General features: G+C 70.9%; 27 protein-coding genes and 3 pseudogenes. 14 read left to right on the top strand and 16 right to left on the bottom strand.

The genetic code is table 11. The features are described 5' to 3' along the window. Positions 1–8: 8 nt before the first annotated feature. From ABEB00_RS00400 to ABEB00_RS00350, 11 genes and pseudogenes are all read right to left on the bottom strand, one after another. A complete protein-coding gene (locus ABEB00_RS00400; protein WP_345616675.1) occupies positions 9–497 on the bottom strand; it encodes a hypothetical protein in 489 nt (162 codons plus the stop codon). A gap of 32 nt (positions 498–529) precedes the next feature. Further along, on the bottom strand, positions 530–1,399 hold the full coding sequence (locus tag ABEB00_RS00395; protein WP_345616674.1) for an SPDY domain-containing protein: 870 nt from the start codon (positions 1,397–1,399) through the stop codon (positions 530–532). Further along, entirely contained in the window at positions 1,396–2,619 is a 1,224-nt protein-coding gene (locus ABEB00_RS00390; protein ID WP_345616673.1) for an ATP-binding protein, read from the bottom strand. Before ABEB00_RS00390 ends, ABEB00_RS00395 begins: the two co-directional genes overlap by 4 nt. A 45-nt stretch (positions 2,620–2,664) precedes the next feature. Further along, the gene (locus ABEB00_RS00385) at positions 2,665–2,967 is read right to left on the bottom strand and encodes a hypothetical protein (protein WP_345616672.1); all 303 of its coding nucleotides are present in this window, start codon (positions 2,965–2,967) and stop codon (positions 2,665–2,667) included. Positions 2,968–2,998: 31 nt separating this feature from the next. Beyond that, positions 2,999–4,234 (bottom strand): MFS transporter, encoded by a 1,236-nt coding sequence (locus ABEB00_RS00380; protein WP_345616671.1) that lies wholly within the window; start codon positions 4,232–4,234, stop codon positions 2,999–3,001. Beyond that, positions 4,231–4,725, bottom strand: coding sequence for a regulator (locus ABEB00_RS00375; RefSeq protein WP_345616670.1), 495 nt, complete (start codon positions 4,723–4,725; stop codon positions 4,231–4,233). Before ABEB00_RS00375 ends, ABEB00_RS00380 begins: the two co-directional genes overlap by 4 nt. After that, entirely contained in the window at positions 4,722–5,564 is an 843-nt protein-coding gene (locus ABEB00_RS00370; RefSeq protein WP_345616669.1) for a winged helix-turn-helix transcriptional regulator, read from the bottom strand. Before ABEB00_RS00370 ends, ABEB00_RS00375 begins: the two co-directional genes overlap by 4 nt. A gap of 43 nt (positions 5,565–5,607) precedes the next feature. Further along, positions 5,608–6,021 carry a hypothetical protein gene (locus ABEB00_RS00365; RefSeq protein ID WP_345616668.1) on the bottom strand — a complete coding sequence of 138 codons (414 nt, stop codon included), beginning with the start codon at positions 6,019–6,021 and terminating at the stop codon, positions 5,608–5,610. 13 nt (positions 6,022–6,034) lie between these two features. Next, positions 6,035–6,485, bottom strand: a pseudogene (locus ABEB00_RS00360) (hypothetical protein); the annotation flags it as partial. Continuing rightward, positions 6,482–6,964 (bottom strand): hypothetical protein, encoded by a 483-nt coding sequence (locus tag ABEB00_RS00355; protein WP_345616667.1) that lies wholly within the window; start codon positions 6,962–6,964, stop codon positions 6,482–6,484. The pseudogene ABEB00_RS00360 and the gene ABEB00_RS00355, both read right to left, overlap by 4 nt. A 97-nt stretch (positions 6,965–7,061) precedes the next feature. Beyond that, on the bottom strand, positions 7,062–7,382 hold the full coding sequence (locus ABEB00_RS00350; protein WP_345616721.1) for an SH3 domain-containing protein: 321 nt from the start codon (positions 7,380–7,382) through the stop codon (positions 7,062–7,064). Between the two features lie 214 nt (positions 7,383–7,596). Here ABEB00_RS00350 and ABEB00_RS35995 point away from each other — a divergent pair. Then, positions 7,597–7,767, top strand: a pseudogene (locus ABEB00_RS35995) (transposase); the annotation flags it as partial. Positions 7,768–7,894: 127 nt separating this feature from the next. Here the strand turns inward: ABEB00_RS35995 and ABEB00_RS00345 are convergent. Beyond that, on the bottom strand, positions 7,895–9,016 hold the full coding sequence (locus ABEB00_RS00345; protein WP_345616666.1) for a hypothetical protein: 1,122 nt from the start codon (positions 9,014–9,016) through the stop codon (positions 7,895–7,897). Between the two features lie 435 nt (positions 9,017–9,451). Here ABEB00_RS00345 and ABEB00_RS00340 point away from each other — a divergent pair, with 435 nt between their 5' ends. Further along, positions 9,452–10,150, top strand: a complete 699-nt coding sequence (locus ABEB00_RS00340) for a hypothetical protein (RefSeq protein ID WP_345616665.1) — start codon at positions 9,452–9,454, stop codon at positions 10,148–10,150. A 17-nt stretch (positions 10,151–10,167) separates the two neighbouring features. Here the strand turns inward: ABEB00_RS00340 and ABEB00_RS00335 are convergent, their stop codons facing one another. The 4 genes and pseudogenes from ABEB00_RS00335 to ABEB00_RS00320 form a co-directional block, all read right to left on the bottom strand. After that, on the bottom strand, positions 10,168–10,911 hold the full coding sequence (locus ABEB00_RS00335) for a hypothetical protein (RefSeq protein WP_425586407.1): 744 nt from the start codon (positions 10,909–10,911) through the stop codon (positions 10,168–10,170). 95 nt (positions 10,912–11,006) lie between these two features. Next, positions 11,007–11,489, bottom strand: a pseudogene (locus ABEB00_RS00330) (hypothetical protein); the annotation flags it as partial. Beyond that, positions 11,486–12,028, bottom strand: coding sequence for a DUF4913 domain-containing protein (locus tag ABEB00_RS00325; RefSeq protein WP_345616719.1), 543 nt, complete (start codon positions 12,026–12,028; stop codon positions 11,486–11,488). The gene ABEB00_RS00325 and the pseudogene ABEB00_RS00330, both read right to left, overlap by 4 nt. A gap of 245 nt (positions 12,029–12,273) precedes the next feature. Further along, complete coding sequence (locus tag ABEB00_RS00320; RefSeq protein WP_345616664.1) at positions 12,274–13,029, bottom strand: DNA-methyltransferase; 756 nt, start codon at positions 13,027–13,029, stop codon at positions 12,274–12,276. 487 nt (positions 13,030–13,516) lie between these two features. Between ABEB00_RS00320 and ABEB00_RS00315 the strand changes: the two genes are divergently transcribed. The 12 genes from ABEB00_RS00315 (at position 13,517) to ABEB00_RS00260 (ending at position 25,371) form a co-directional block, all read left to right on the top strand. Beyond that, the gene (locus ABEB00_RS00315; RefSeq protein WP_345616663.1) at positions 13,517–14,629 is read left to right on the top strand and encodes a C40 family peptidase; all 1,113 of its coding nucleotides are present in this window, start codon (positions 13,517–13,519) and stop codon (positions 14,627–14,629) included. Between the two features lie 129 nt (positions 14,630–14,758). Beyond that, complete coding sequence (locus ABEB00_RS00310; RefSeq protein ID WP_345616662.1) at positions 14,759–15,073, top strand: DUF6112 family protein; 315 nt, start codon at positions 14,759–14,761, stop codon at positions 15,071–15,073. Beyond that, positions 15,073–15,765: a hypothetical protein gene (locus ABEB00_RS00305; protein WP_345616661.1), complete on the top strand. Its 693-nt coding sequence runs from the start codon at positions 15,073–15,075 to the stop codon at positions 15,763–15,765. The genes ABEB00_RS00310 and ABEB00_RS00305 overlap by 1 nt, the downstream gene beginning before the upstream one ends. A gap of 36 nt (positions 15,766–15,801) precedes the next feature. After that, positions 15,802–17,169 carry an SCO6881 family protein gene (locus ABEB00_RS00300; RefSeq protein ID WP_345616660.1) on the top strand — a complete coding sequence of 456 codons (1,368 nt, stop codon included), beginning with the start codon at positions 15,802–15,804 and terminating at the stop codon, positions 17,167–17,169. An 81-nt stretch (positions 17,170–17,250) separates the two neighbouring features. After that, complete coding sequence (locus ABEB00_RS00295; protein ID WP_345616659.1) at positions 17,251–18,720, top strand: SCO6880 family protein; 1,470 nt, start codon at positions 17,251–17,253, stop codon at positions 18,718–18,720. Between the two features lie 101 nt (positions 18,721–18,821). Continuing rightward, positions 18,822–19,283, top strand: coding sequence for a DUF6238 family protein (locus tag ABEB00_RS00290; protein WP_345616658.1), 462 nt, complete (start codon positions 18,822–18,824; stop codon positions 19,281–19,283). 31 nt (positions 19,284–19,314) lie between these two features. Continuing rightward, positions 19,315–20,826, top strand: a complete 1,512-nt coding sequence (locus ABEB00_RS00285) for a VirB4 family type IV secretion system protein (protein ID WP_345616657.1) — start codon at positions 19,315–19,317, stop codon at positions 20,824–20,826. Positions 20,827–20,839: 13 nt separating this feature from the next. Next, on the top strand, positions 20,840–21,412 hold the full coding sequence (locus tag ABEB00_RS00280; protein ID WP_345616656.1) for a hypothetical protein: 573 nt from the start codon (positions 20,840–20,842) through the stop codon (positions 21,410–21,412). A gap of 822 nt (positions 21,413–22,234) precedes the next feature. Beyond that, positions 22,235–23,146, top strand: a complete 912-nt coding sequence (locus ABEB00_RS00275; protein ID WP_345616655.1) for a hypothetical protein — start codon at positions 22,235–22,237, stop codon at positions 23,144–23,146. Positions 23,147–23,308: 162 nt separating this feature from the next. After that, positions 23,309–23,764: a hypothetical protein gene (locus ABEB00_RS00270; protein ID WP_345616654.1), complete on the top strand. Its 456-nt coding sequence runs from the start codon at positions 23,309–23,311 to the stop codon at positions 23,762–23,764. Then, positions 23,761–24,948, top strand: a complete 1,188-nt coding sequence (locus tag ABEB00_RS00265) for a hypothetical protein (RefSeq protein ID WP_345616653.1) — start codon at positions 23,761–23,763, stop codon at positions 24,946–24,948. The genes ABEB00_RS00270 and ABEB00_RS00265 overlap by 4 nt, the downstream gene beginning before the upstream one ends. 201 nt (positions 24,949–25,149) lie before the next feature. Further along, positions 25,150–25,371 carry a hypothetical protein gene (locus tag ABEB00_RS00260; RefSeq protein ID WP_345616652.1) on the top strand — a complete coding sequence of 74 codons (222 nt, stop codon included), beginning with the start codon at positions 25,150–25,152 and terminating at the stop codon, positions 25,369–25,371. Positions 25,372–25,425 lie beyond the last annotated feature (54 nt).

The raw sequence follows: 25,425 nt of genomic DNA, 5'->3' as shown, positions 1-25,425 counted from the left end.
ACGGGTGATCAGCGGCTTCGGCCGGCGGTGGGGGAGGCCGGTGGGGTCGGAAGCTGGTGGGGAGTGTGACCGGATGTCCGGTCGCGTGGGGCTGCGGTCCAGGCGCCGGGGAACCAGACGGCGGTGTACTGCTCGATGGCGTCGCGCAGCCCAGTGGTGACGGCGCCGTCCCACGGCGGGCGGCCGGGCCGGTGGTACTCGTCGAATGTGCCGTACTGGGAGCTGTCCCGGAGGGCGTTTCGGGCTTCGTCGCGGCGGTGGAAGGTGCCGTGGTCCAGGAAGCTGAGTGCCACCGCGTCGATCTCGCCGCGGTCCGGGTGGACGACCGCAACGCGCAGCCCGCCGTAGGTGTTCGCGTGGATGGTGCGGGTGAAGTCGATCCGTAGCTTAAGCGGCGCGTTGGGGCTGGGAGCGGCGAAGTAGGTATTGCCGACGACGGTGTGGTCGTGGAAGGGGAGGCACAGCTCGGCGAAGAACTCGGTGGCTTGCAAGGGCAAGAGAGGGGTCTCCCGTGGGAGCCGGGCTGGTCCTATCGGCGCGGTCCGGGGAGGGCTGGCCGGCTGGTGGTGCTCCAGCGCGGGACACTGGTCGCGGGGAGCGTGGTGGTGCTCTGGCGGGGCACGCTGCGCGTACCGAGGGCGGGTGATCGTCGCGCGGCAGCGGTCCGCTGGACGTCGAGCGGGGTGGGTGCGGGTGGCTTTGAGGGCTCGATGGGAATGAGCTGAGCGAGCTGCGTGAGTTCGGGGCTCAGATCAGCCTGGTAGCGAACGATGGGAGCCGGTGCGACAAAGGAGGCGGCCATGGCGGCAATGAGCCGATTCGGGGTACGGGCGGTGAAATTTGCCTCGGCGCGAAGCGGGTGCCTGCCTCGCCCGGCCCACAACGTCACCACTTCGGCGTCGGGGCCGCTACTGACGATGTCGATGCTGGCGCCGGCGAGCTGGTCCGGGGAGACGATCTCGATCACACCACGGGTGACCGGCCTCCGCTCCCAGCCTGCATCGAGCAGAGGCTGGACCGCCTCGCCCCACCTGTACGAGGAGTCCGTCAGGAAGCTCTCGCTGTCCTCGTCCCACTCACTTGCCAGGGCGTGGATGAAGTCGCGAACGATCTCAAGTGGCATCTTGTCGCTGATGGCCGCCGTCCAACGGTGCGCTGAGACAGCGTCCTCGGCTGCGCTGATCTTCCATACGTCGAAGTGATCCCCGAACCAGCCAATCTTGATGCGGTGGTCCGGTGAAGTGATCAGAAGCTGGCACTCCCCGTCCATGCGGTGGTGCGGCCAGGCGGCGACTGGCTGGAAGCTGGAGTCGATGTTGTCGCCGCGGCCGGCGAGGTAGCGCGGGGAGACGTAGACGTCGCCCTCGATGTTGTGGCCCGGATCGGGCTCGCGGCTCATCGGTCGACCTGCGTGGTGACGGTGATCTCCTCGGCGATGGTGTCGAGGCGCTCGGTGACCTCGGCGGTGTTGCGGCCGGTGACGATGTGGAAGCCGGCTCGGGCGGTGAACAGGGTGCCGCCGTCCTGTGGAAGGACGACCCGGTCTCCGGGGCGGCGCTGGAAGTGCAGCCGGTCCAGCCACGGCGGGCGAGGCCCCGCGTGACTGAGGTGGCTGAGCGTTCCGGAGGCACGGGGGTAGATCAGGCCGATGGCGGCGGCGCGGGAGCGAGTGGGGGTCAGGTCCGGGTCCCGGCCGCAGGCCAGGTCGGCGGCGGCGCGCGGCAGGTCGACGCCGGTGGCGAGGCGGACGAGGTGGCCGATCATGTCGCCGGCGAGGCGGCCGTTGACCTCGATAAGGCGCGGCCGGCCGTGGACGAGGCGCATCTCGATGTGGCTGACGCCGGTGGTGATCCCCAGCGCCTCGACGGCGGCACGGGCGGCGGGCGCGACCAGGCCGAGGAGTGGATCGGCGGCGTCGATACGGTGCGCGAGCTGCTCGAAGTGCGGCGGCGGACTGATGGTCTTGCGGTTGACCGCGACCACCGTGGTGGTGCCGCGGTAGGTCACGCACTCCACGGAGATCTCCGGCCCGTCGAGGAACTCCTCGACGAGGACGCTGGTGCTCTCCGTGCCCTGCCCGGCGGTCTGTTCGGCTGCCTGGTAGGCGGCCGTGAGCTGGTCGCGGTCGTCCACGCGGAGCACACCGATGGCACCCGCGTGGGAGGCGGGCTTCAGCACCACCGGGTATCCGATCCGTTCGGCGGCAGCCTCGGCCTCCTGCCGGGTACGCACGCTCACCGAAGCGGCCGAGGGCACGCCGTGACGGGCGAACAGCGAACGGGCGAGGGCTTTGTCCCTGCATGCCTGCATCACTTCGGGTGCGTTAGTGGAGAGGCCGAGCAGGCGGGCGAGGCGAGCGGTCGGGACGAGGCTCCACTCGTCCCAGGTCATGACACCGGCGATGTCGTGGCGTCCGGCCAGGGCCTGGCCCCCTGCCAGCAGCGCGGCGGGATCGCTGAGATCCACGACGGCATGATCGGTGATGTGCGGCTTCTCCCACGACGGTTCAGTACCGGTGAGCAGCACGACGTCGTAGGCGTCGGCGACCTGCTCGAGGCAGTAGCCGCGGTAGTTCTCATCTCCGGGAGCGACGACAAGCACGACGGGGCGAGCGGACAAGAGGGGGTTCTCCGTATCGGGGGTGGTACGACGGGCAGAGGGGTGTCAGGCGGCACGGCGACGGCGCAGTTCGAACGCGCTGGCCCACAGGGGGTGGTCGTCGAGGAGGCGGCGGGCGTAGAGAGCGGTGAAGTTGTTGTTCAGTCCGGCTACGCCGTGGGGGAGTTGGCGGCGAAGGTCTTCAAAGAGGTCCTTGAGGCTGACCCGGGTCGCGCCGGCGGCCAGGCGGCGGGCGGCCATGCGCTCTAGAGCGCGGTATACGTGCGGGTTGTGGGTGTCGAAGGCGTGAAACTGCTCCGTGATGGTGCGGCCGGTCGCTCGGTTGGACCCGAGAGCAGCGATGGCCATAGGGGTGCTCCACAGGCTGGGGACAGTTGGGTCAGGTGCGCAGGGCGGGGTCGGTGCGCAGGCGGGCGAAGGCGCAGAACAGACCGAGCGTTTGCAGGGCGGCGCACGCGGTGATGACGTGGCCCAGCGCGTCGGGCGGGGTGAGCGCGGTGAGTACGCCGGCGGCAGGGAAGGGCAGCAGGAGGATGAGGATGGTTGCCGACAGGGTGCTGCCGAACGTTTCCGGGGGGATCAGGCGGGAGCGCAAGGTGCGCAGGACGACCGCCAGGCCGCCATCGGCTGCCATGAGGACCGCGACCAGGACCAGGTAGGACAGGTAGTCAGGGGCCAGAGCGGTGGTGAGACAGGCGAGCGAGGCAATGACGGAGCAGACGGCTCCGACGGGCCACAGGCCCAGACGGTCCAGCGCGAATCGGCAGATCGTGACGGCCACGAGGGTGGCCGCCGCTGCGGCGGACCACACCAGGCCGACGGCCGTGGTGGACTGCCCGAAGTGCTGGACGACGATCACGGGACCCGCGGCCTGGAGGAAACCGGTGGCCAGATTGGACAGCGTCAGCCCGGTCACCAGCCAGCCGAGCGCGGGCAGCGTGCGGATAGTGCGCCACCCGGTGAGGAGCCCGGCGCCCGGACGCTCCATCGACACGGGGGCCGAGGTGGCGGATGAGGGCGGTGTACGCAGGGCGAGCAGAGCGGCGATCAACGAGAGCACAGTGACCACCGCGAGCATCGGCGGCGGCCCGGCGAGCAGCAGTACGCCGGCGAGCGCCGGACCGGCCAGCCTCGCGGTCTGGTCGATGCCGAGCAGGACAGCCTGGACACGGTGAGCCCGACTTCCAGCTCGGCGGCCGGCGGCAGCGCCTGCGGTCTCTGTCGCGATGTAGCTGAACTCGGTGAGCACGCCGGTCGCCGCCGCGAGCACCATCACAGTCGCGCTGGCCACGGTGCCGGACGGGTAGAGGTGCAGTAGGACCGCGCCTGCGGCGAGGGCCAGCGCCCGCCCCAGGGAGGCGAGGTGGAAGACCATCGCGGCGCCGCGCCGGTCGACGATCGATCCGGCCCACCCGAAGGCAGCCAGGCGCGGAATCCACTCCAGGGCGAAGGCGGCCCCCGTCAGCGCGGCGGAGCCAGTGGTGGCGAGGACGAGCAGCGGGATGCCGTAGGTGGACATCGCGAACGCCAGGGCGTCCGCCGTACGCGGCAGGTAGATGCCGCTCATCAGCCCGGTGGCGTGGCGCGCCTGCCAGGGTGTGACCGCCGCGCTCACGCGGCCGACTCCGGCTCGGGCACCCTGACCACCTGGGGGTTGCCCGCCAGCCACTGGATCAGGAGCGTGCGGGGGTGGGCCAGGCCCGTCCCGGCCGCTGCGCTGGCCGGGTGGGCGGCGCTGTCGGGGGTGAGCGAGGCTGTCAGTAGGTTGAGGACGTGCCGGATGCGACTGCTGAACTCGCTGACAGGGGCCGGGACAGCGTGACGCCGGGCCCAGCGCGCTACCGAGTGGTACAGCTCGGCCAGCTCCTTTCCGGCTTCCGTGAGTTCCAGAGCGGCGCCGGGTGCGACCCGGACGAGGCCGTGGGCGCGGGCCGTGTCGGATGCGCTGCGCAGGTGGTGCGTGGAGAGGTCGGGCAGGGTGCCGGCGAGCCGTCGCGGCGGTATGGCGCCGTTGTCGTCGATCTCGGTGACCAGGCGGATCAAGGCGCGCGAGGCCAGCAGTTCGACAGCGTGGCGCGCTTCGGCGGGGGTGAAGGAGGTGCTCATCGGCGCGGGCCTCCCGCCGGGCTGGTTGCCTTCGGGCGGCTGGTCGCGGCGTGCGAGAAGAGGTCGCGGTGGTGCCACGCCGGGGAGGACCCGGTCGTCCGGGCGGGTGGGAGCGCCGCGGGCGCTGGCCGTGGCTGGCTGCTGACCCACGGCCTCGGTGCGCTCTTGGCCTGCGGCTGCCCCCAGACGGGGTGGTGCGCGGCCTGGGCGAGGGGCTGTCCGGCGGACCAGGCGGACAGCGTGCCGAGCACGGGGCCCAAGCCGTCGCCGGCGGCGGACAGCCGGTAGGGCCGGCCGTTGCCCTCGGTGTCGACCAGACCGTCGGCGACGAGCTGGCCCAACGGCGGATAGATGTTGGTCCAGTCGCTGCTGGGCATCACGATCCGGCTCAGAACCCGGCCGCTGACCTCCTTACGCGACTTGAGCACCCACAGGATGGCGGCGGCGTGGCGCCGGGTCAGCAGGGTGAGGCTGTCCTCGATCTGCTCAATCGCGGCCAGCGGGCGCTCCGCCTTCTCCAGGTGCTCCTCGGCCCAGGTGACGATCATCGGCAGGATCGGGAGCAGGGCAGTGGCACGCTCGGTCTGGCCGTAGGTCACGTGTCGTGCGGTATGTTCGGTGCGCTCGACCAGTCCGGCGTCGCACAGCGCCTTGAGCTTGGGGTGAAGCTGGCCGTTCTGCAGCCAGGAGACCTTGGCCGCCAACTCGATGTAGCGCAGCGGCGGGCCGGAGAGGGCCAGCAGGATCCTCACGTTCCAGCGCGGGGTGATCATGGCGAGGGCCTCGGTGACCCGGGCGATGTCGGCTTCGGTATCCGGGGGCAGAGCGGTGATGGCCAAGGGAGGAACTCCTGGGTGAGAGGTAAGAGGGATCGCCTGGGGGTCAGCGGCTGTGCGCCGCGTTCTGCGCCGCAAGGGACACGGCCGGCCCAGGCGGCGATGGAGCGGGAGAGGCACACATCGGGGCCGGGACGCGGGCCAGGCTCTGCAGGACGGCGGCGACCGATGTGGCCTGGGCCTCGCGGACGGCGACGGCTTCGGCGAGCCGGCGGGTGCCGTGGAGGATGTGGGAGACCTCGTGCGGGCCGATCCGCCGCTCAGGGTGGAGGAGCCGGGTGAGGTGGTCTCGGTGGAAGTCGATGCTGCGCTCGGCCGAGGCGAGGGCGTCGTGCATGCCGAGCAGGGCGGAGAGCATGCCGGGTGGCTCGTCTTGGGCGTGGGCTTCGAGGCCGGCGAGCGGTGCGCCGTACAGGTCCTCGATCCGTCCGGCTATGTCGGTGGACGTGGGGTGGGGCATTCGGGGGCTTTCTCGGTCGGCGGGCGCGGGCCGCCCCGGCACGCTGGGGTGCCGGGACGGCAGACGGGGGCAGGGTGGCGGTGGCCCTGCGCCGAGCCGTTCGTACGGGCCGGGCCTGCCGGGCGGGCGGGCGGGCGGGCGGGGGGCATGGTGCGCACCAGCTCGCCGAGGGCGGCGCGGTAGGCGTCGCGGGCCTCCACTGCCGCGCCCCACTGCGCGTCGAAGCTGAGCTTGTCCGCCGACAGTTCGCCCATGTCGCGGTCAGGATCCATGTCGGCGTGGACGCGGTCGCGGACGCGGGCGACCTGCTCCTCGGTGAGCGCCAGGAACGAGCGCAGTTCCAGGGCCCGGGCGAGCGCGGGCGCGGCATCGTGGCCGACAGCCGCCACGTACAGCACGGCCACCGGGTTCCCGAAGACCTTCCGCAGGTCGGCGTCCATGGTGCTGGGCTTGTCCCGGCTCATCGGGCGGCCCTTGCCGACGGCCACGCCCACGCCGGCGCGGGCGTGCCTGGGGGCCGGTGGGGGGCACTGGTCTGCACCGCCGGGCTGTTTCGGGGCTGGAGACAGGCCAGGCGCTCTGCGGTGAGATCCTGCTTTCCCGAAGCGTCCGGGTCGAGGAGCAACCGCACGACCATGGCCCGACCGTCGCGGACGGTGACGGCGGCGTTCACCCGGTGGGCGAGTCCCATCGCTGGGTCATCGACCTCGCTGGGCTGGGTCTGCAGGACTGCGAGGAGGTCGTCCTCCGCACGCTCCAGCACGGACTGGGCCTCGACGAGAAGGCCGTGCCACTTGACAACGTCGGTGGCGTCGGAATTCGTGGTCGGAGCGGCGGCGACCGCGGCCTTCAACTGATCCATGCCCATGTCGAAGCGGGCCTCGATCCGTTCGGTGAGCACGCCCACGACATCCGCAGACTCATCGGATGTGCCGTCGGTCAAGAGGGATCTCCTGTTCTTGAAAGGCCGATGCCTGGGGAATGCGAGGGGCTGCTGTACTCGGCGCCCCCGGCCGCTTAGCTGGACCTGCTGAATCCGGTCAGTCCAGGCACATGCGGACGTCGCGGTAGACGTACGTGCCGGAGACCCAGCCCTTGACGCCGGTGGTCCTGTCCGTGATGTAGAGCCAGTTGCCGCTCTTCTTGTGCACGCTGAACTTGTGGCTCTTGTAGAGCACGCCCAGCGCGGTGGACTTCGAGCTGGCCTTGGACCGGATGGTCACGGCCTTGGCGTGCACCGCGTACGGGAGCGGGGGCAGGTTGTGGCAGCTAGCCGCGGGCACAGCGGTTGCCGCGGTAGGTAGGGTCGCCGCGTTGGCACTGGTGGCGGACAGCACTGGCAGCGCGAGTGCGCCGAGCATCGCGGCGCATATGGCCGTTCGAGGTGAGCGCATGCGGAAAAAACCTCCATGCAGGTAGAGGGGTTGAGCGGAAGGAGCGGCGGGGGTTGTCCCGGCGGCTGTATAAGAGTCCGGAGAATCGCCTGTTTGGCTAACCGGCGATCGTCGGCTATGTTGCGTCGCCCGTATCGGACCCAGGCAGGTTCGTCTGGATCTGTCGGGCGGTAATCCGAGTGTGCAGTTGGCCGACGGGCAGTGGGCGCGAATTGAGCCGGTGCTCCCGGACCGCACACGGAAGCGGGGTGACCGCCGGCGGGCTTATCGCGAGCTGATCGACGCAATCACCTACACGTTCCAGACCGGTACCCAGTGGGTGCACCTGCCGGGGAAGGGCGGCAACTGGCGGGGCGTAGCCACAACCGGCTGCGGATGGGGGCCGTCGATGGCGCGTAGGAGCGGGTGCTCGCGCTCTGGCCGAAGACGAACTGGTGGAGGGCACGGAGCAATGCGTGGATCTCCTGGTAAGCCTCGGATCAGCGGCGAGGGCCGGACCGAACCGGGGGACGCGCCGGGAGCTTTGCCGAGGAGACGACGGCCGCGCCGGGACGCGGAGCGGCAAGCAAGACTTGACGGACGAAGGCGTCGCTGTCGGCGAGCCAGGTCTCGACCGCCGGCCACATGCGCGTGTTGCACTCATGCCGGGGGAGCGTCAACCAAGCGCCGGCGTCCAGTTCCGTCCTGAGCGTTTCGGCGGCAGAGGCGGCGACACTCAGGTCCGAGAGCACTTCGGCGTCCTCAGGCCACGGGCTGTCACCAGGACGGCACCGGGCGAGAAGGACGGGGGCGTGCTCCAGGACGACGCGGAAGCTGCGCCAGGTGTGGTCCAGGAACTCTTCGGTTGCCACGCCCAGGGCGTCAACCTCCAGCGGGGTGGCGGCGTCGACATGCCGGTCAGTGCCGATCATGGCAGTCCATGCGCCGTGGCGGGTTCGGATCTCGTTGAGGGCTGTGGAGACCAGCGCGCTGCGGTGAGAGTGCGCGGCACGGTGGTAGACCGGCAGGAACTGGTTGGTGATCGCCTTGGCCGCGCGGCTGGAGTGGGGCGGCAGGACGATGCTTCGCGGGGCGAGCGGGTCGCGACAACCCTCCTTGACCCACTCTGGTGCCACCGCCCCGAGGAGGTAACCGCGTTGGCCGGGGCGTTCGACGAGGACCAGGGTGATGTCGGACGTCGGGTCGGTCAAAGAGGCAATGAACGGGATGCGCTCGGTCTGCGCGGCCTGCCCGAGTTCCCCGCCGTCCCACAGGTAGGACACGAGGTATTCCTGCGAGAGAGGGCTTGGGTAGATTTCGACTGTCGCCTCCCACTGGCCGGGGAGCAAGCGGGCGATGTCCTGGGCGGTGTCTCCGATGAACGGCTGGCTGGCAGTGGTCACGCTGGTCTGATGCCGGGTGGCACAGCGGACCAAGTTGGCGATAGCGGCGCGGGTATCCTCGGTATCGGCGGTGAACGGCAGATGGTAGACGCCCGGCTCCTGAGGGTGGAAGTGGCTCTCCTCCAGTGCGGTTTCTGCCCACCGGTACTTCTCGCCGGTGGCGATGGCGACGATGCCGGTCGTGTGGCTGTAGGCGAGGGTGATCTGTGCTTCAGTCATGATCGGACCCCGTGGTTGCGTGGAGCAGGGCGTACAGGTCTGGGGCCGAACGGAATGCCAGGGGACAGCCGAGTTTATGCTGCCGTCGGGAGTGCGGGCGCAGAGGTTAACCCTTTCTGTTGCAATACACCGGCTGGCGGCCTCAGCGTGGGAGGTGCGTGAGGCGAGCGGGACAGCCGGGCACGTCTTCGGGAAGGCGGGTCGGTGGTGTCAGCGGCGCACAGTGGAGCAGCGGCCGTCGTATGGATTGCGGCCCGGGCAGGTGCTCCTGTCGGCCGTGGCCTGGGGCCCAGTCGAAGGGTCCGCCAAGGCTGGACTGGCTTCCGCATGGCCGCTTGGGCACGCGCCCCTGCCACGCAGACAGGACTCGCCGTACGGGCGAGTCGGCGTGGCCTGACCGCTCCAGAGTTGCGGGGGGCGCTAGGGTCCCGGGGCGTGACGGAGACGAGAGAGATTCGGCGCTGTTTCTGCGGATGCGGCGAGGCCGTAGAAGAGATGGACAAGTGGTTCGCGGCGGGCCACGATGTCATTGCCAGTGCCGCCTTGCGCACTGTGGAAGACCTGCGCCTGCCGCTCCGGTTGGTGTCGCTCGGATTCGGCCCGGAGCGCTCGGTGGTACAGATGGCCACCGCGCTGTTGGGCTGGGTGCCCTGCCCCGGGTGCACAGACATCGGTACGACGGCCACACACATCTGCGCCGCCGGCGCCGCGGCTGATGATCGGGCCCTGGCTACACCCGAACCCGGTTTGCAGGCGGCGCGGGAACCCGCGTCGCCTGCCCCCGCCGCGGCGATGCTGGCCAAGTCCGGTCCTGCCCGGGGCCGACTGCTGCCGGGGGCGGACGACCCGACGTGGGAGGCGGTGCCGCTGCATCTGCGCCAGCGGCTGCGGGTGCCCGCGCACGGTCTGGTGTCGCCCGCCCGTGGGATGCTGACGGCGCGGGAGAACCGGCCTTTGCTGTCGGCGGTAAGGGCGGCCAGCCGGATGCGGATGACCGGCGCGCACTGGATCGTGTTGCTCACCGCTGACAGGGAGTCTCTCGGCAGCCGCAGTCAGCGCGCTCAGTTGCTGTACGCGGTGCTGGAGCAGGTAGCGGCTCAGCAGGCGGTGCGGGCCGGGGAAACAACCTCGTGAGACAGCACACCTAGCGCTCAGCGCGAACGGCCGGGCGGTCGCGAAGCGGGGGCCTTGACGACACCGGCGCAGCGGCTGGCGGTGGCTTCCGGGCGGACCGGCGGGAGCGGCCCGGCCTCGCCGGTGAGGCGGTCGTCGCACCACCGCAGGGCCTCACCGACCGTGTCGAAGCCGCCCTCGCGCAGAGTGTGCGTCCACCTCTCGGTATCGACCTCCTCGACCACCACGCGGAACCGGCTGAGGGCTTGCTCGTCCCGGGCACGCAGAACCACGATGATGACCATGTCGTCTAGGTCGTCGCTGGTGTAGGAGTAGCCCATGGCATAGCGGTCGCCGTCGCCGACGAGGCGGCGCTCCAGTGCTCGCGTGGCCTCGTCCGCTGGTGGTGGGCCCAGTTCGGGGTCGAGACTGAGGGCGTCGTGCGGGCAGCCGCGGTGGATGAGCCAGGACTGCGCCATCGCGGGCAGCGGCAGCGGTGCCTGTTCGAAGCTGAACGTCTTCTTCTCGTAGTCCCGTTGCAGATGTACGGCCAGCACCTTGGCCATGCCAGGGTGTCCCCAGGTGGCGCTGCGGTCGAACAGCACGTAGTAGCTGTTCGGGTTGTCGTGGTGTTCGGCGAGGGGGACGAGCATGTCCTCGCGGACAGCGACCTTGCGGTAGAAGTCGAGGTACCTCTCCTCGTCGGCGTCGAGGTCGTCCAACTTGAAGTCGACGTGGGAGGTGGACTTCCGGACCAGCACTGGTTCGGTGGGGGGCAACAAGAGCCTTTCGGTGGAGTTCAGCGCCGCTTCGCCGGAGTGGACGGCGAAGCGTCGGGGTGAGCCGGGCTCTTCGGCGGATGCGTCGTAGGAGTCCGGCGGGTGGGATGGTTCGCGGGGTGCTGCGCGCTTCGGGGTGGATCCGGCAGTCCGGTAGGCCACGGACCGGGTCGGGGCACCGGAGTGCGGGTGGTCAGCTGCGGGGAGCACGAGCGGGCAGCGTGCGTGCGGGCACTCAATGGCCGGCGGGTCATTCCCAGGCGGCGGCCGACCTCGTCGTAGACGTCGTTGCCCGCACGCGGCCGGACCGCGACGACGTGGATCTCCTTGCGGTGGGCGGATTCCGCGGGCGCTGGGCGGATGCCGTAAACGACGCGCCAGTTCTTGCGGCGGTCCACGAACAACTTCCGGAATCCCTCCAGGTCGCCGTCGAGGCGCTGTCCGAAGCGCTGCGCGTTCACCACTTCCTGCAGGTAGGCGAGCGTGAGGTCGCGGATATCGCTGGGGGCCTGGAGGAGATCGGTCAGCGCGCGAGGGTCAAAGCTCAGTCCGAAGGCGGGTTGCCCCGCTCCCGCGGTCATGACGTCGGCTCGTCCGACTCGGTGGCTTCCTCTGTGGCCGCGGTCTCGGTGCGCACGGACGGCGGCGGGCCGGGCAGGAGACGGTGCGCGGGCCGGTCAGGGGAGGTCATACAGGCCGACAGCGGTCCGCCCGGAGCACGGATCGCGGCGACGGCATGGGTGAGGAAGTCCCGGTGCCACACGAACAGCCCGGAGAGCCCGGCTTCGGGGTCTTTGTGCTGCTGGTAGGCCAGCCACAGGGCGTGGAGCCAGGCCACGACGTCGTCGTGTTCCTGCCACTGCAGGCACCAGGGCGCCGCGGTGGTGACCTCCGCCCCGTAGACCGGGAGGAAGAAGTCGTCGACCCAGTCCGAGAGGGCGTCGAGTTCGTCCTCCCGGTCCTCCCCGTCAAGTTCCAGGATCGGGCGGGGTTCCGGCGGAGCGGCGACTGGAGGCCCGCCGAGTCCCGGCATGCCGAACGCGGCGAACGGTGACCCGCTCGGCGCCGGCGCGGATGCGAGGTGGTCGAGCTGCTGAGCCTGTTGCGCCGACTGCTCCATGAGCCGCCGCACGCTCGCCTCGATTCCCTCCAACTGCGGATCCGGAATGCGAACCGGCTCCCCATCTTCAGTGGGCTTTGTGGTTTCGAACATTGAAAGTTCGGCCTCCTACGAGACACGGGAGAAGAGAAGGGCGAAAGCGTCGTTGCACAGACCGGACAGCGAAATCGCACGTCCGCTCCGGCGGTGCTCCGCCAGCGGCTATGCAGGGAGCCGGTTGCGTTGGCTGCAGGAGAGGACCCGGATCAGACGGCGAGAACCACGTCGTCCTGCGTGAGGGTTGCGCGGATCGTCTCGGTGAGCCGGTCGGCCGCGATCGACGCGTAGTGCTCGGTCTTCTCCACGCCGATGAAGTCCCGGCCTTCCAGCAGGGCGGCGACGCCCGTGGAGCCGGAGCCGGCGCAGAAGTCGAGGACCGTGCCGCCTTCGGGGCTGATCTTGACCAGCTCGCGCATCACCTCGACCGGCTTCTGCGTGATGTGCTGGCGCTTCGCCCCCGAGGGCTGCGAAGCCGAGTACATACCCGGCAGGTAGACCGGGTTCCTGAAGCCGTCGATCGGCCCCTTGGACGCCCAGACGATGAATTCGCAGTTCTGGGTGAACCGGCCCTTCTGGGGCCTGGCCTGCGGTTTGTGCCAGGCCAGCACACCGCGCCACAGCCATCCGGCGGCCTGGATGGCGTCCGTCGTCGTGGGGAGTTGACGCCAGTCGGTGAACAGCAGCGAGGTCCCGCCGGTCCTCGTCAGCCGGTGGGCCTCGGTCATGATCTGCGTCAGCCAGAAGCCGTAGGACCGCTGGTCCATGTTCTCGCCGGTGAAGTCGGCAAGGTCGTTCTTGGCATCTGCGGAGGTGTACTTCTGCTTCGCGGAGCGGGTGGTGCGCTCCTTCGCGGTCCGGCCACCGCTGTTGTACGGCGGGTCGGTGATGACGGAGTCGACGCAGCCGTCCGGAAGGCCGGAGAGAACGGCCAGAGCGTCGCCCTGGTGCAAGGAGAAAGGCAAAGAGGAACCCCGATTCGGGTGCGGAAACGCGGAGAGAAACGCCGCCTCGCACAGGAGTCCTCGCGGGCCGGAAATGGGCATGCGGAAGCCCATGGCCACAGACAGAGGAGGGCGAGGGGAGTCCAAAAAACTGTAGAGGCGAATCCGCCGACGACCAAGAAGTGGCCAGCCGAGGTGCCGGTTTCCGGCACCTCCACGGACTTTTTGGTGGACCGCCGATCCGCGCCTACTGTTTATGAACCGCCCGGCGCACACCGCCGCTGGCCACTCCCCTGCCCCGGCACACCTAACTCACGGCACGGCCACACCGAGCGAGCGGCAACTCGCCCACACCGGCCCGCCTCCGATCGCCCACCCCGGCCGCCGCGCCCTTCCACCACGCCTTCGTGCACGCGGCGCCGGTCACCGCACCCCTCAAGGACACGTTCATGACGTCTCGCTACCCACCCATGCCCGAGACCGCTGACCGGCGAGCGGTCCGCTCGGGTTGAAGGGGCTCGCCGCCGTTATCGGCGTCGTCTTCCTCTCCCCGATCCTGATCGCCGGCACCGGCATGATGCTGGCCTCCTCCGCCGACGCCGTGCAGAGCAGCGGCTCCCTCAACAACTGCCTGACCGACATCGACAGCGACAAGGTCGCCGAGCAGGTCACCAAGCTCCTCGACGGCGCGTCCGGCAAGGACGTGCACGTCGACGGCCTGGACCTGCCCGCCGAGCAGATCCCCAACGCGGCGACGATCGTGGCCGCCGGCCTCTCGCTCGACGTCCCCAGGAAGGGACAGATCATCGCGCTCGCCACGGCGATGCAGGAGAGCCGGCTGCGCAACCTGGGCTACGGGGACCGCGACTCCCTCGGACTCTTCCAGCAGCGTCCCTCCCAGGGCTGGGGCAGCGCCCAGCAGATCCTCGATCCGGTCTACGCCTCCGAGCAGTTCTACGAGCACTTGCTCAAGGTGGACGGCTGGCAGCAGATGACCGTCACCCAGGCCGCCCAAGCCGTGCAGAAGTCCGGCCTGCCGGACGCGTACGCGCAGTGGGAGAACCTGGCCACCGCACTGCAGGGAGCCATCGTCAAGACCTTTCCCGGCGCCCGGGATGACGCGGACATGAACCAGGGCGAGGAAACGACGGGCTGCGCGCCGGGCCAGGACGGTTCCGGCTTCGGCCACATCCCCGAAGGGAGCCTCCCCAGCGGCTATTCGATCCCCAAGGACGCCGACCCGAAGGCGCGCAAGGCCATTGCGTGGGCGATGCAGCAGCTCGGCACGCTCTACCAGTGGGGCGGATCCTGCACCAACGCGCACGGCCCCGACCCCATGGGCCGCTGCGACTGCTCCAGCCTGATGCAGCAGGCGTACGCCCATGCCGGCATCACGCTCACCCGCACCACGTACACGCAGGTCAACGAGGGCAAGGCGGTCTCGCTCGCTCACCTCAGGCCCGGCGACCTGATCTTCAGCCGCGGCAGTGCCGTACGGCCCGAGCACGTCGGCATGTACATGGGCGAGGGCCTTGTGATCGAGGCGCCGCGCACCACCAAGCCGGTCCGGATCACCCCGATCAAGGACTGGGACGTCCTCGCCGCCCGTCGCGTCCTCTGACGCCACCCAGCCCGGCATCACACCGAGCCGACGCGATTCCGCGCCCTGCGCGCAGCTCTCTTCTCCCTCCGCTCTCCCCTTCCCGTCGGCCCTCACCTGGCCGCGTATGCAAGGAGCCCCGCCACACCCATGTCCGTCCCTCTCGCAGACCGCGTCATCCAGCTCGCTTACGACCCAGGAATCTCGCCCAAGGGTGGTGGCCTGCCCGGCTTGAGCGTGCTGAAGAACGTCGTCAACAGCATCAACATGTTCGGGATCATCGCCGTCGTCGGTGCCCTCGCCGTCTCGCTCGGCGTCTGGGCCTGGGGCCACCACACCGGTGGCCACCAGGCCGAGGCCAACGGAAAGAAGGGCGCCCTCGTCGCCGCCGGCGCCGCCCTCGGTCTGGGTGCCGCTAACGGCGTCGTGGCCTTCTTCTCCGGCCTGGGATCGCAGGTCCACTGATGCGAAACCGCTTCCCCTCCTCTTCGCTGTCCTCGTACGGCTCGGGATGGTCGACGAACCAGCGCATCGCGACCGGCGCCGCCATCGTCGCCGTCCTGCTGGTCCTCGCCGGGGTCGTTGCCCTGCTGACCGGCGGTGGTAGCGGCCACCAGACTCCCGATGCCGCGCCACCGGCTCCCACCGGCGGCCCGTCCCACGCCGAGGTTGCCGCGAAGCCTTCCTCCGGGTCCGGGTCGGTGCCCAAGCCTGCGCAGATCGCCGAGCCGGTCGCCTACGCCAAGGCAGCGGCTGAGATGCTCTGGTCCTACGACACCCGCGACACCAGCCGCGACCAGCAGCTCGCCGGCATGCGGGCCTGGATGACCACCGAGACCGAGTACGCCGACTGGGCCTCGGTCTCCGGCCAGGTCCCCGACCCGGTGCTGTGGTCGCGGATGGCCGACCAGGAGCAGCACGCCACCGCCAGCGTCACCGAGGGCCACTACCCCTCCGCGTTCCAGCAGGCGCTGGCCGACGACCCGTCGGCGATCACCGAAGCGTACGTCTACGCGGTCACCGTCAACGGCAAGCAGGCCCTTAGATGGCAGAAGGGCGGCGGTGGGGCCGAGGACCGGGCCGTGACCCTCGCCGTCCAGTGCCGCCCGAACCACGACTGCACCCTGGCCGCCGTCGCCCCCAACGTCGCGCAGTGACCCGCACCTGAGACAAGAAAGGAGGCGTAACTCCTCGTGGGTTTCTGTGATCTCCCCTTGGCCGGCAAGCTGTGCGTCGTCGGCGACGCGGTCGATTTCGCCTCGGACCCCGGCAAGGCCATCGGTGACTGGATGGCGAAGTCTGCCGGTGAGCTGGCAGCCGCCGCGGCCGATCTGGCTGCCGAGGCGGTCGACACCACCACGCATGTGGACCTCAACGCCGGATGGTTCCGCGACAACTACGAGATGTTGCTTCCGCTGGGCCTGGTCCTGCTGGTCGCCACGTTCTGCGCGCAACTGGTCCGGGCCGCCATCCGACGCGACGGACAAGCACTCACGCAAGCGTTTACCGGCACCATGAGCGGTGTCCTGTTCGCCTTCTGCGCCATCGCCCTGACCACGGTCGCTGTCGAAGTGGTCGACGCGGTCTCCGATGGCCTGTTCAAAACCGCGAACCTGGACATCGCCTCGGCCGTGCGCCGCAGCGTGAAGGTCAACCAGATCGCCGCACTCTCCAGCCTGGGCTGGCTCGTGGCCGTCGTCGCGGGTCTGGGGGCTGCCCTCGGCGCCGTCCTCTACTGGTGCGTGATGATGGTCCGCAAGGTCGGCATCCTCGTCATGGTCACGCTCGCCGTCTTCGCCTCCGCCGGCGGCGGCTGGGAAGTCGCCCGACGCTGGCGCAAGGGCTGGATCGAAGCCACCGCCACCCTCGTCGTCTCCAAGCTCCTGATGACCGTGATCTTCGTCCTGGGTATCGCCGCCATGGGCAAGACCGAAGCCAAGGACGGCATCGCCGCGCTCGCCGACGTCATGTCCGGCATCGTGATCATGGTCTTGGTACTGCTGTGCCCGTACGCCGTCTTCAAGTTCGTGCACTGGGCAGCCGAGGGCACCGATGGCGAGTCCATCCACCGTGCCGGCGGCGCCGGAGCACAGATCGCCAAGGCCCACGCCGAGAAGGCCGCCCGCAAGGCCGCCGCAGCCGTGGCCACCGCCGGCACCGGTGGCGCCGCAGCCGGAGCGGGCGCCGCGCCCCAGGGTCCGGATGCCGGCGGAGGCTTCCCCGGCGACATCGCCGCCAACCCGGCCGGCGGAGGCGGCGAAGACAAGGACGGTTCGCAGGGCGGCGCAACGGGGGGCTCGCCCGATGGCGGTGCCCTCAAGGCCGGCCTGGAGAAAGCCGTCCAGCCCGCGCCGACCAGCGTGTCCGACGACACCAGCGGCCAGGTGGGAGGCAGCCCGGGACCAGGCGGATCCGGCGCGCCTACCGCGTCCGGCCAGGGCAACGCATGGCGGGCCGCTCCGCCGACCACGACGCCGCCTCCGCAGGGCGCACCGCCGTCCTCCGGTTCACAGAGCGCCACGTCGAGCGGGTCGGCTCCGCCGCCTCCGGCCGGCCTGTGACCCCTGTCCGACTCCCGGGGGCGGGACCTGCCACTCCGCGTCCCGCCCCCGGGCTCCACCCGCGCCTCCAGGACCCGCCCCATGACTGATCTCTCCGCCCCGGTCACGGTGAAGTTTCCGCACCGTTCCCGCCGCGGCATCCTCCTCGGCCTCTCCATGCCCCAACTCGTGCTCGTCTCCTGCACGCTGGCCCTGTTGCTGATGACGATGATTTCCACCGGGCTGCTCGGTGCCCTCGTCCTGGCACCGCTGTGGGCGGCATCCGGTGCACTGGTCGCGATCCGCCGACATGGCCGCTCCCTGATCGACTGGGCGCCGATCGTCACCCGGTACGCGCACCGCCGCCGCACCGGCCAGACCCTCTGGCTCGCTCGGCCCGTCACCCGGCCCCGACAGGACGGCATCCTCCACCTGCCTGGCACCGCCGCCTCCCTGAAGGTGGTCACCCCCGGCGATTCCGCCAACGGGGCCGCGGCCGTCCACGACCCGCACCAGCAGACCCTGACCGCCATCGCCCGCGTCACCAGCCGCGCCTTCGCCCTCCTCGACCCGGCCACCCAGAACCACAACGTGAGCAGTTGGGGCCGCGCGCTGGCGGGCATCGCCCGCACCGGGCACATCGCCACCGTCCAGGTGCTGGAACGCACCGTCCCCGACAGCGGTGACACCCTCACCCGCCACTGGACCCACAATGGGCGACCCCACACTCCGGTCGCCGGTCAGATCTACTCCGAACTCGTCGTTTCGGCCGGCCCCGCCGCCGCACCGCACGAGACCTACCTAGCCATCTCCCTCGACCTCAAGGCTGCCCGGCGCCTGATCTCACAGGCCGGCGGAGGGCTGCCCGGGGCGTTCACCGTCATGCAGCAGACCACCGCGTCCATCGCTCAGGCCGCCCGCACCGCTGGCCTTATGGTCACCGGGTGGCTGAGCGCGCGGGAGATCGCCGCCGTCATCCGCACCGCCTACGACCCCGAGGCGCTCGCCGCGCTCCAGCAGTGGTCCGAGACAGGCCGTGCCGAGGCCGACCCGGCAGCAGCCGGTCCCGTCGTGCAGTTCGAGGAGTACGACCGGCTCGCCACCGACAGTGCGCGGCACGCGACCTACTGGGTGGAGAACTGGCCGAGGACCGAGATGGGGGCCGGGTTCTTGCACGGGATCATGTTCACGGCCGGCGTGCGCCGCAGCCTCTCCCTCATCTACGCGCCGCAGGGGCTTGAGTCCGCACTGCGGGACGTCCAGCGCAAGAAGGCCGCGATCATCGCCGACGCAAACGAGCGCGCCCGCCGCGGGCAGGTCGACTCCGAAGAGGACTCCGTCGAGTACGCCGACGTCAAAACCCGCGAACGTCAGCTCATCGCCGGGCACGCGGACGTGGCCCTGACCGGCATGGTCACCGTCACCGCCGAGACCGACGCCCTCCTCGACGCCGCCTGCGCACAGATCGAGACCCACGCCGTCACCTCCGGCGTCGACCTCCGACGGCTCAACTACCAGCAGCCCGACGCCTTCGCCCTCGCCGCGCTCCCGCTCGCCCGCACCGCCCTGTGAACCCAGCCGCGCCCGTGCGCGCCCTGGCCCACTGCACTCCGGATCACCCGCGACGGGACGCCCGTCGCCACCCTGCCCATCGGCAGGAAGGACCACCACCTTTGACCTCTCCCCCGCAGCCCGACGACGCGCACCCCTACCTCCGCGCCGCGAGCGCCGGCGTCCGCCACCACGCACAATCCCTGACGCCGTCGGACGCAGACCCGCCCAGGCCCGTGGACCGCCCGCACCTCGACGTACTGCACGCCCACCTCACCGCTCTGCTCCAGCTTCTGGACCGGCTCGCCGACCGCACCCGGCCTCCACACCCTGCCGCCGGACGTCACCTGGCCACCGCCCACACGCGGCTCTGGCAGGCCACCACCGAAGTCCACGCCGCCTTCCACCTGCTGCCCGGCACGCCCCAGGCCGACGCCGAGCCAGGCGCCTGCCGTCCAGAGCGGCTCCCCGAGGGCCCTCTCGTGCTGACGATCTGCCAACGCCACCTCGCCGCCGGACACGTCGTCCGCCGCAAGACCACCCCCACCGACCTCCGCCCGCACACCACAGCCTGCGTGCGATGAGCACCGCCCGCAGAATCGAGGGCCGCCCCCGATGAGCCACCGGCCCGCCCGTTGTGCCCGCCGCGCATCCGCCAGCCCGCTATTCACCCCCCACGGCACCGACCGCGCCAGCCGCAAGGCAGCCCGCCGCCAACTCGCCGAGGCCACCGCCAAAGCCCGCGCTCAAGCCGGCCACCCGAGCGAAAGCACGCCCGCAGAGCAGCAGATGCCCACCGCGCTCTACCCTCCGAGCGGACGTCCCGGGCCCGCCTCCGCGCGCAACAACCGGCTGAAGCTGCCCGCACACCGTATGACGACCGCGGTGGCCGCCGGCGCGTACCCGTTCCTGGCCGAAGGGGGGCTCGGCGCCGAGGGCATTTACATCGGCCGCGACGTCCACGCGGAAGCGTCGTTCGTCTTCGACCCGTTCGCGCTGTACGGGAAGGTCGAGGGGTTCACCAACCCGAACCTGCTCCTCGCCGGCGTGATCGGCCAGGGCAAGAGCGCCCTCGCCAAGTCCTTCGCCCTGCGGTCGGTCGCCTTCGGATACCGCGTCTACGTACCGTGCGACCCGAAGGGCGAGTGGACGCCGGTGGCGGAGGCCCTCGGCGGCCGGTCCGTCGCCCTCGGGCCCGGACTGCCCGGACGCCTGAACCCCCTGGACGCGGCCCCGCGCCCGCATGGCGTGGCCGAGGCCGACTGGGTCGGCGAGATCCGCAAGCGGCGCCTGCTCCTGCTCGGCTCCCTGGCCCGCACCGTCCTGGGCCGGGACCTGATGCCCATGGAGCACACCGCCCTGGACGTCGCCCTCGACGTCGTCGTCGCCCGCGCCGCCGACACCCGCCGTACCCCGCTCCTCGGCGACGTCGCCTCCACCCTCAACAATCCCGGTGCGCTCGACGAAGCGGCCGGGATGATGTCGGGCCAACTTGGCGACGCGGCCCGCGACCTCGCCCACGCCATGCGGCGCCTGGTCCACGGCGACCTGGCCGGCATGTTCGACGCCCCCTCCACCGTCGCCTTCGACCCGAACGCGCCGATGCTCACCATCGACCTTTCCCGCCTCGGCGGCTCCGGCGACGACACCGCCCTCGTCCTCGCGATGACCTGCGCCAGTGCCTGGATGGAATCCGCCCTCTCCGACCCGGACGGCGGCCGTCGCTGGATCGTGTACGACGAGGCATGGCGCCTGATGCGGCACGTCGGCCTCCTCCAGCGCATGCAGGCCCAGTGGAAGCTATCCCGCGGCCTCGGCATCGCCAACCTCATGGTGATCCACCGGCTGTCCGACCTGCTCACCGCCGGCGACGCCGGATCACAGGGCCGCGCCCTGGCCGAGGGACTCCTCGCCGACTGCTCCACCCGGATCATCTACCGCCAGGAGACCGACCAGCTCCACGCTGCAGCCTCCCTCCTCGGTTTGACGTCCGTCGAGATGGACGCCATCGCCCACCTCAACCGAGGGCGCGGTCTGTGGAAAGTCGCAGGTCGAAGCTTCATTGTGCAGCACCTCCTGCACAGCCACGAACTGGCGCTCTTCGACACCGACGCCCGGATGCACTGACAGTAAGAGGACCGTGAACCCCGACTTCCCACGCGACCTGATCCCGCGCGACGACGCCCTGCACCTCATCCACGCACTCCACGCGACGAAGGACAAACTGCACGACGCCGCCCAGCGGTGGGAGCTGCTCGACGAGGAGGGGCACGTTCCGGCCGCGCCGTCCTACACCGCGCTGCTCCAGCACGCCACCGACGCGCAGGACCTCTCCCGCGATGTCCTCCGGCTGGCCGCTGACTTCGCCCGGAGCCCCCACCACGCCACCCGGACCGGCAGAACCGTCCTGAAGCACCTCGCCTCGGCGGCGACCATCTCCAGCCACGCAGCCCCGCACTTCACCGAGGCCGCGGAGAACGCCCTGGCCCTGTCACGGACCGCCGACCCCACCGACCGGCACTACCTCACGAATCGCATGGTCATCGACCACGCCTCAGCGCGCGCTCTTCTGCGGCGTGCCTCGGAGTCCCTTCGCGACGCAGCCATAGAACTCGACGACCACCTCGGCGTCCAGCGCTTCCTTGCGCCTCTGACCCGCCGGGAGGGACCGCCGGAGCCTCCGCCGTCCCGGCCTGGCGGTCTCCACCGCTGACCGCGCCGGAGCCGTGAACTGTTTGTGCAACAGAGCGCCACCCCAGTGCAGTTCGACCGCAACGACCTGCAGCCCGCACCAGCCCGAAGGACTCCTGCATCATCCCCCGCGACCCAGACTTCGATCTCTACGACAATGTCGGCCGCGACGCCGACCAGATCCATGCCGCCCGGTACAACCTCGCCACCGACAACGACCTGAAGCGGTGGGCACGACGGGACGCACGGGCCTTCCGTGAAGCACACCCGCTGCCCGACCAGCCCTGGGCCGCACCCCACCTCGGCCCGTACCTGGACGCCCTCACCGCGGCTCGGGCCCCGGCGGAGATCGACGCGGTCACCGACCACGTCCTGGACGCCGCCGAACCCGCACTGCGCGCCCTGAGCAACTACCTCATCGCCGCCGCCCGGTGGCGGGGCGAGAATCGCGACGCTGTTGAGGGATCCCCCTCGCACCTGCTGATGACAGCGGCCAGCCGGGCGCTGTCCGCGCTCGCTCTCGCCGACGAAGCCGGTGTGAACAGGCTGCGCGCCGCCTATGACCCGGTCCCCGCCCCCACAGCGTCGGGCGACGCCTCGCGTGGAGCTACCGCGAGTTTGCCGCCCGCTCCCCCGTCCACCGGCCCCGCGCCTCGCAGGTAGCTCTCCATCGGCCGCGCCCGTGCGCGCCCCCACCCACTGCACTCCGGAAATCCCCGACGCAACACCCGTCGCCGCTCTGCCTGCCGACAGGAAGGATCACCACCTTTGACCTCTCCCCCGCGCCCCGACAACGCGCACCCCTACCTCCGGGCCGCAAGCGGCGGCAGCCGCAGGAGGAGCCATGGCCGCTGACGAGACGACCACCCCGGACCCCCACCCGATACCGCTCGCGCCGCTGCCCGAGCACCGCGACGCGAGCACCCCGTGGTGGCAGGAACTGTGGCGCCGCCACGCGCACGTCACCACACCGCTGCGCGAGCGCGGACTGCCGTGTGACATCGAATTCGGTCTCAGCGCGTACGTCGTGCGTGTCTCGCTGCCCGACGGCAGCCACCTGATCATCGGCCCGCCCCAGGACCCTCCCTCCGAGCGCCGGCCCGGAGACCCCGAGGGGTGGATCGCGACCCGGGAACACCCCGACGACCCGACACTCTTCGAGGTCCTCTACGACTCGGCCCCCTCCGCGGGCCCCGCAACCCCGCAGCGACCCGAAGCGCTCCACGGCGGCAGCGCCCAACCCCTGATCGAGGCGATCGACACCCGTCTCGCCCGACTGGGGCTGCTGGCCCACTCCGCCCCGACTGCTGAAAGCCCCCACGTTCCCCCTACTGACGCGACGCCCCCGACCCGCCGGGAGGTCCCGGGCACGCCGGACCGTGCCGCCCGCTACGTCTACGGTGACGCGCTGCGTGCTCTGACCGACCGGATCAACGGCACCGAGTCGCACGCGGACGCAGCCGCCCTGCTGCACCAGGTCCTGGATCCGATCAACGGTCTGCTGCCGCAACTTGGTGAGTTCTTCGAAGCGGCCGGGGAGAAGGCCAAGGAAGCCAAGGAGGACGACGGCTTCGACCTGTCCTATGATCTCGCCGACGCCGCCGCCGAGATACGCCACCTCGGAGAGGTCCTGCATGTGGCCGAGGACCGGATGCGGGCCCTCACCCCGCTCATGCCCCGACCACAGCGACCCTCCGCCCCCGCGCCGTCCCTCCCACCGCAGGCCCCGTCGGCACCGCCGCGGCACAGGCGCTGACCCCGGCCCTACAGCGCCATCCTGGCCGCACCGCGCACAGACGCGCCCTGACGGCCGCCGCACCTCCCCCGCCGCCTGTCCGCTCCCTCACCGCAGCCCGGCCCGCGCTCCGCGGCCACTGGCCGCTCTGTCCCGACACCGTCTGGAGTCTCCCGCCCCCCGTTGCAACCCACCTCCCTCTTCTCCTTCGGCGACCACGAGGAACACGGCTTCGTCGCCTCCTTCAACGCCTCCGTCCCCGAGCACCTCGCCCACTGGTTCCTGGAGCGCGAGCAGTTCGAGCCCGTCCCCGGTAAATCGAGGCTGTACCGGCTCAGCGAACCCGAGCGCGACGGTCCCCGCCGTACCCGCCAGGCCGTTCACGACGCACGCCGCCTCGGCTACCTCGTGCATGCCGACATCCGCCTCGACCCCGCCGTCTCGGCCGGCCCGCCGCGCCCCGTCCGGCCCAACGGCTCCCAGGAACGCCGCAGCCGTCTCGCCCAGGCCGCCGCTGGCCGAACGACGCAGCGCACACCGCCCACCACCTCGCCGCCGGCGGCCCGGCCGATCCCTCCGAAACCCGCCTACGCACCGACCGTCCACCTGACGGCCACGGCCGGCAGGCAGGCCCGATGACGCCCGGGAGCGGTCCGGCCCCCCACAGCCACCCGCCGGCGCCCGACCTGGCGAACAGCGCACGCGACTTCCGGCTGCGGATGGCAGTCATCGACCGCGAGACCGAAGCCGCGCTCGACATGACACGCGACCGCTACGGCCGCACCGTCCACGCAGGCGCCGCCGCAGCCGCACGGGCCCACCGTGACCAGGCGGCGGTGGCGGCGTACGCCACCCATCTCGGCCCGCACGCCGAGGCTCTCCTCGATACCGCCCGCCTCGCGCTCGACGAGCTGCCGCCCGCCCGGCACCTGAGCGGATGGCGGACCGTACTGGACGGCCTGGCCTCCTCCGCCGCCGAAATCGACCGGGCCCTCGACCGGCCGGCCGCCCCCGGCTCCCCGGCCGAACTGGCGCAGCACGCGGCCCTGTGGCCACACCTCACCACCTGGGCGGACCACGGCCCGATCGCCAGCAACCTCGTTGACCAGCGCCAGGGCCAGCACCACAAAGCACCGCTCACCGACGAGGAACAGCGGACGTGGACGGAGAGGGCCCGGACCGCGCAGCGACGCGGCGAGCTGGAGCCGACCGAGTCGTGGTACGCCGCCGACGGACAGCCGATCACCCTCGCCCACCTGGTCGAGAACGACGACTCGACGGTGGTCGCGCTGCGCGGCGACCCGGATGCACCGGGCTGGCAGGTGATCGGGCACTATGCCCACGAGTACGCGGCAGGGAAGGTACTGCCCGCCCCGGCCCCGCCCGGTGTGCTGCGCGCCGACGTCTCGGCGTTCAACCGGCCTGAGCCCGTCCCCGAGATCCCGCTGCAGGAACTCATCCGGGATGTCGTCGAGGCCCAGCACGCCGGCGACGCCTCCAACGCCCTGCTCAGCGCCACCCAGCGCGGCTATGACGCAGGGCCGATGGTCCGCCTCCAGGAACTCCTCGAAACCAGCCGGCAGTTCGCCAGCGCGCTGGAGACCGTGCAGGGTCGCCAGATCGCCGCCCGTCTTTCGGTGCTGAGCCGGCAGATCGAGTTCCTCACCCGCGAAGTCGAAGAGGCGGCCGAGGACCTCGGCGCAACCGTCGCCGTCCTGCCCCCGCACCGCACCCCCGTGCCGCGCGCCCGCCAGCGCCCGGCCGTGGACACCACCCCACCCACGCCGTCACCCCGCGCCAGCACGACCGCCCGCCACCGCTGAACACCGAGAAGGCCCCCGCTGTCGCGACCGTACCCCGCCATCGCGGATCACCTACGACCCCGGGCCGGCCACCGCCGCACACTCCGAGGCCGGCACAAGACGCCCTGATCTGGGCGCAACCCACTCCTTCAACCGCCCCACCACTTTCCCGCCACCACTGATAGGAGATCCGCCTTGCCCGAAGCACCAGCAGAGCCGTTCATGACGATCCGACACACCATCACCGGCGAGATCACCACCACCGGCTACAACGCCGCCGCCCGGCGGATCCTGCTCCAGACAGGCTTCGAAGAGACGCCAGGCTGCGCCTGCCGCACGACGGAATCAGGTACGGAGCGGACGCACGGGCCTGCTCGGCAGCCAGCGAGCTGCTCGTCGCCGGCCATCTCCTGCACCTGGACCGAGCCCTCGGTCGGCCGGTGAGCGCCGACAGTACGCCCCGGTTGACCCTGTCGCCGATGTCGGCGCAGTCCGTGA

Origin of the sequence: Streptomyces ziwulingensis (assembly GCF_039542605.1) — a bacterium.
GTDB classification, from domain to species: Bacteria; Actinomycetota; Actinomycetes; order Streptomycetales; family Streptomycetaceae; genus Streptomyces; species Streptomyces ziwulingensis.
This window is presented reverse-complemented; position numbering and strand designations above follow the sequence as displayed.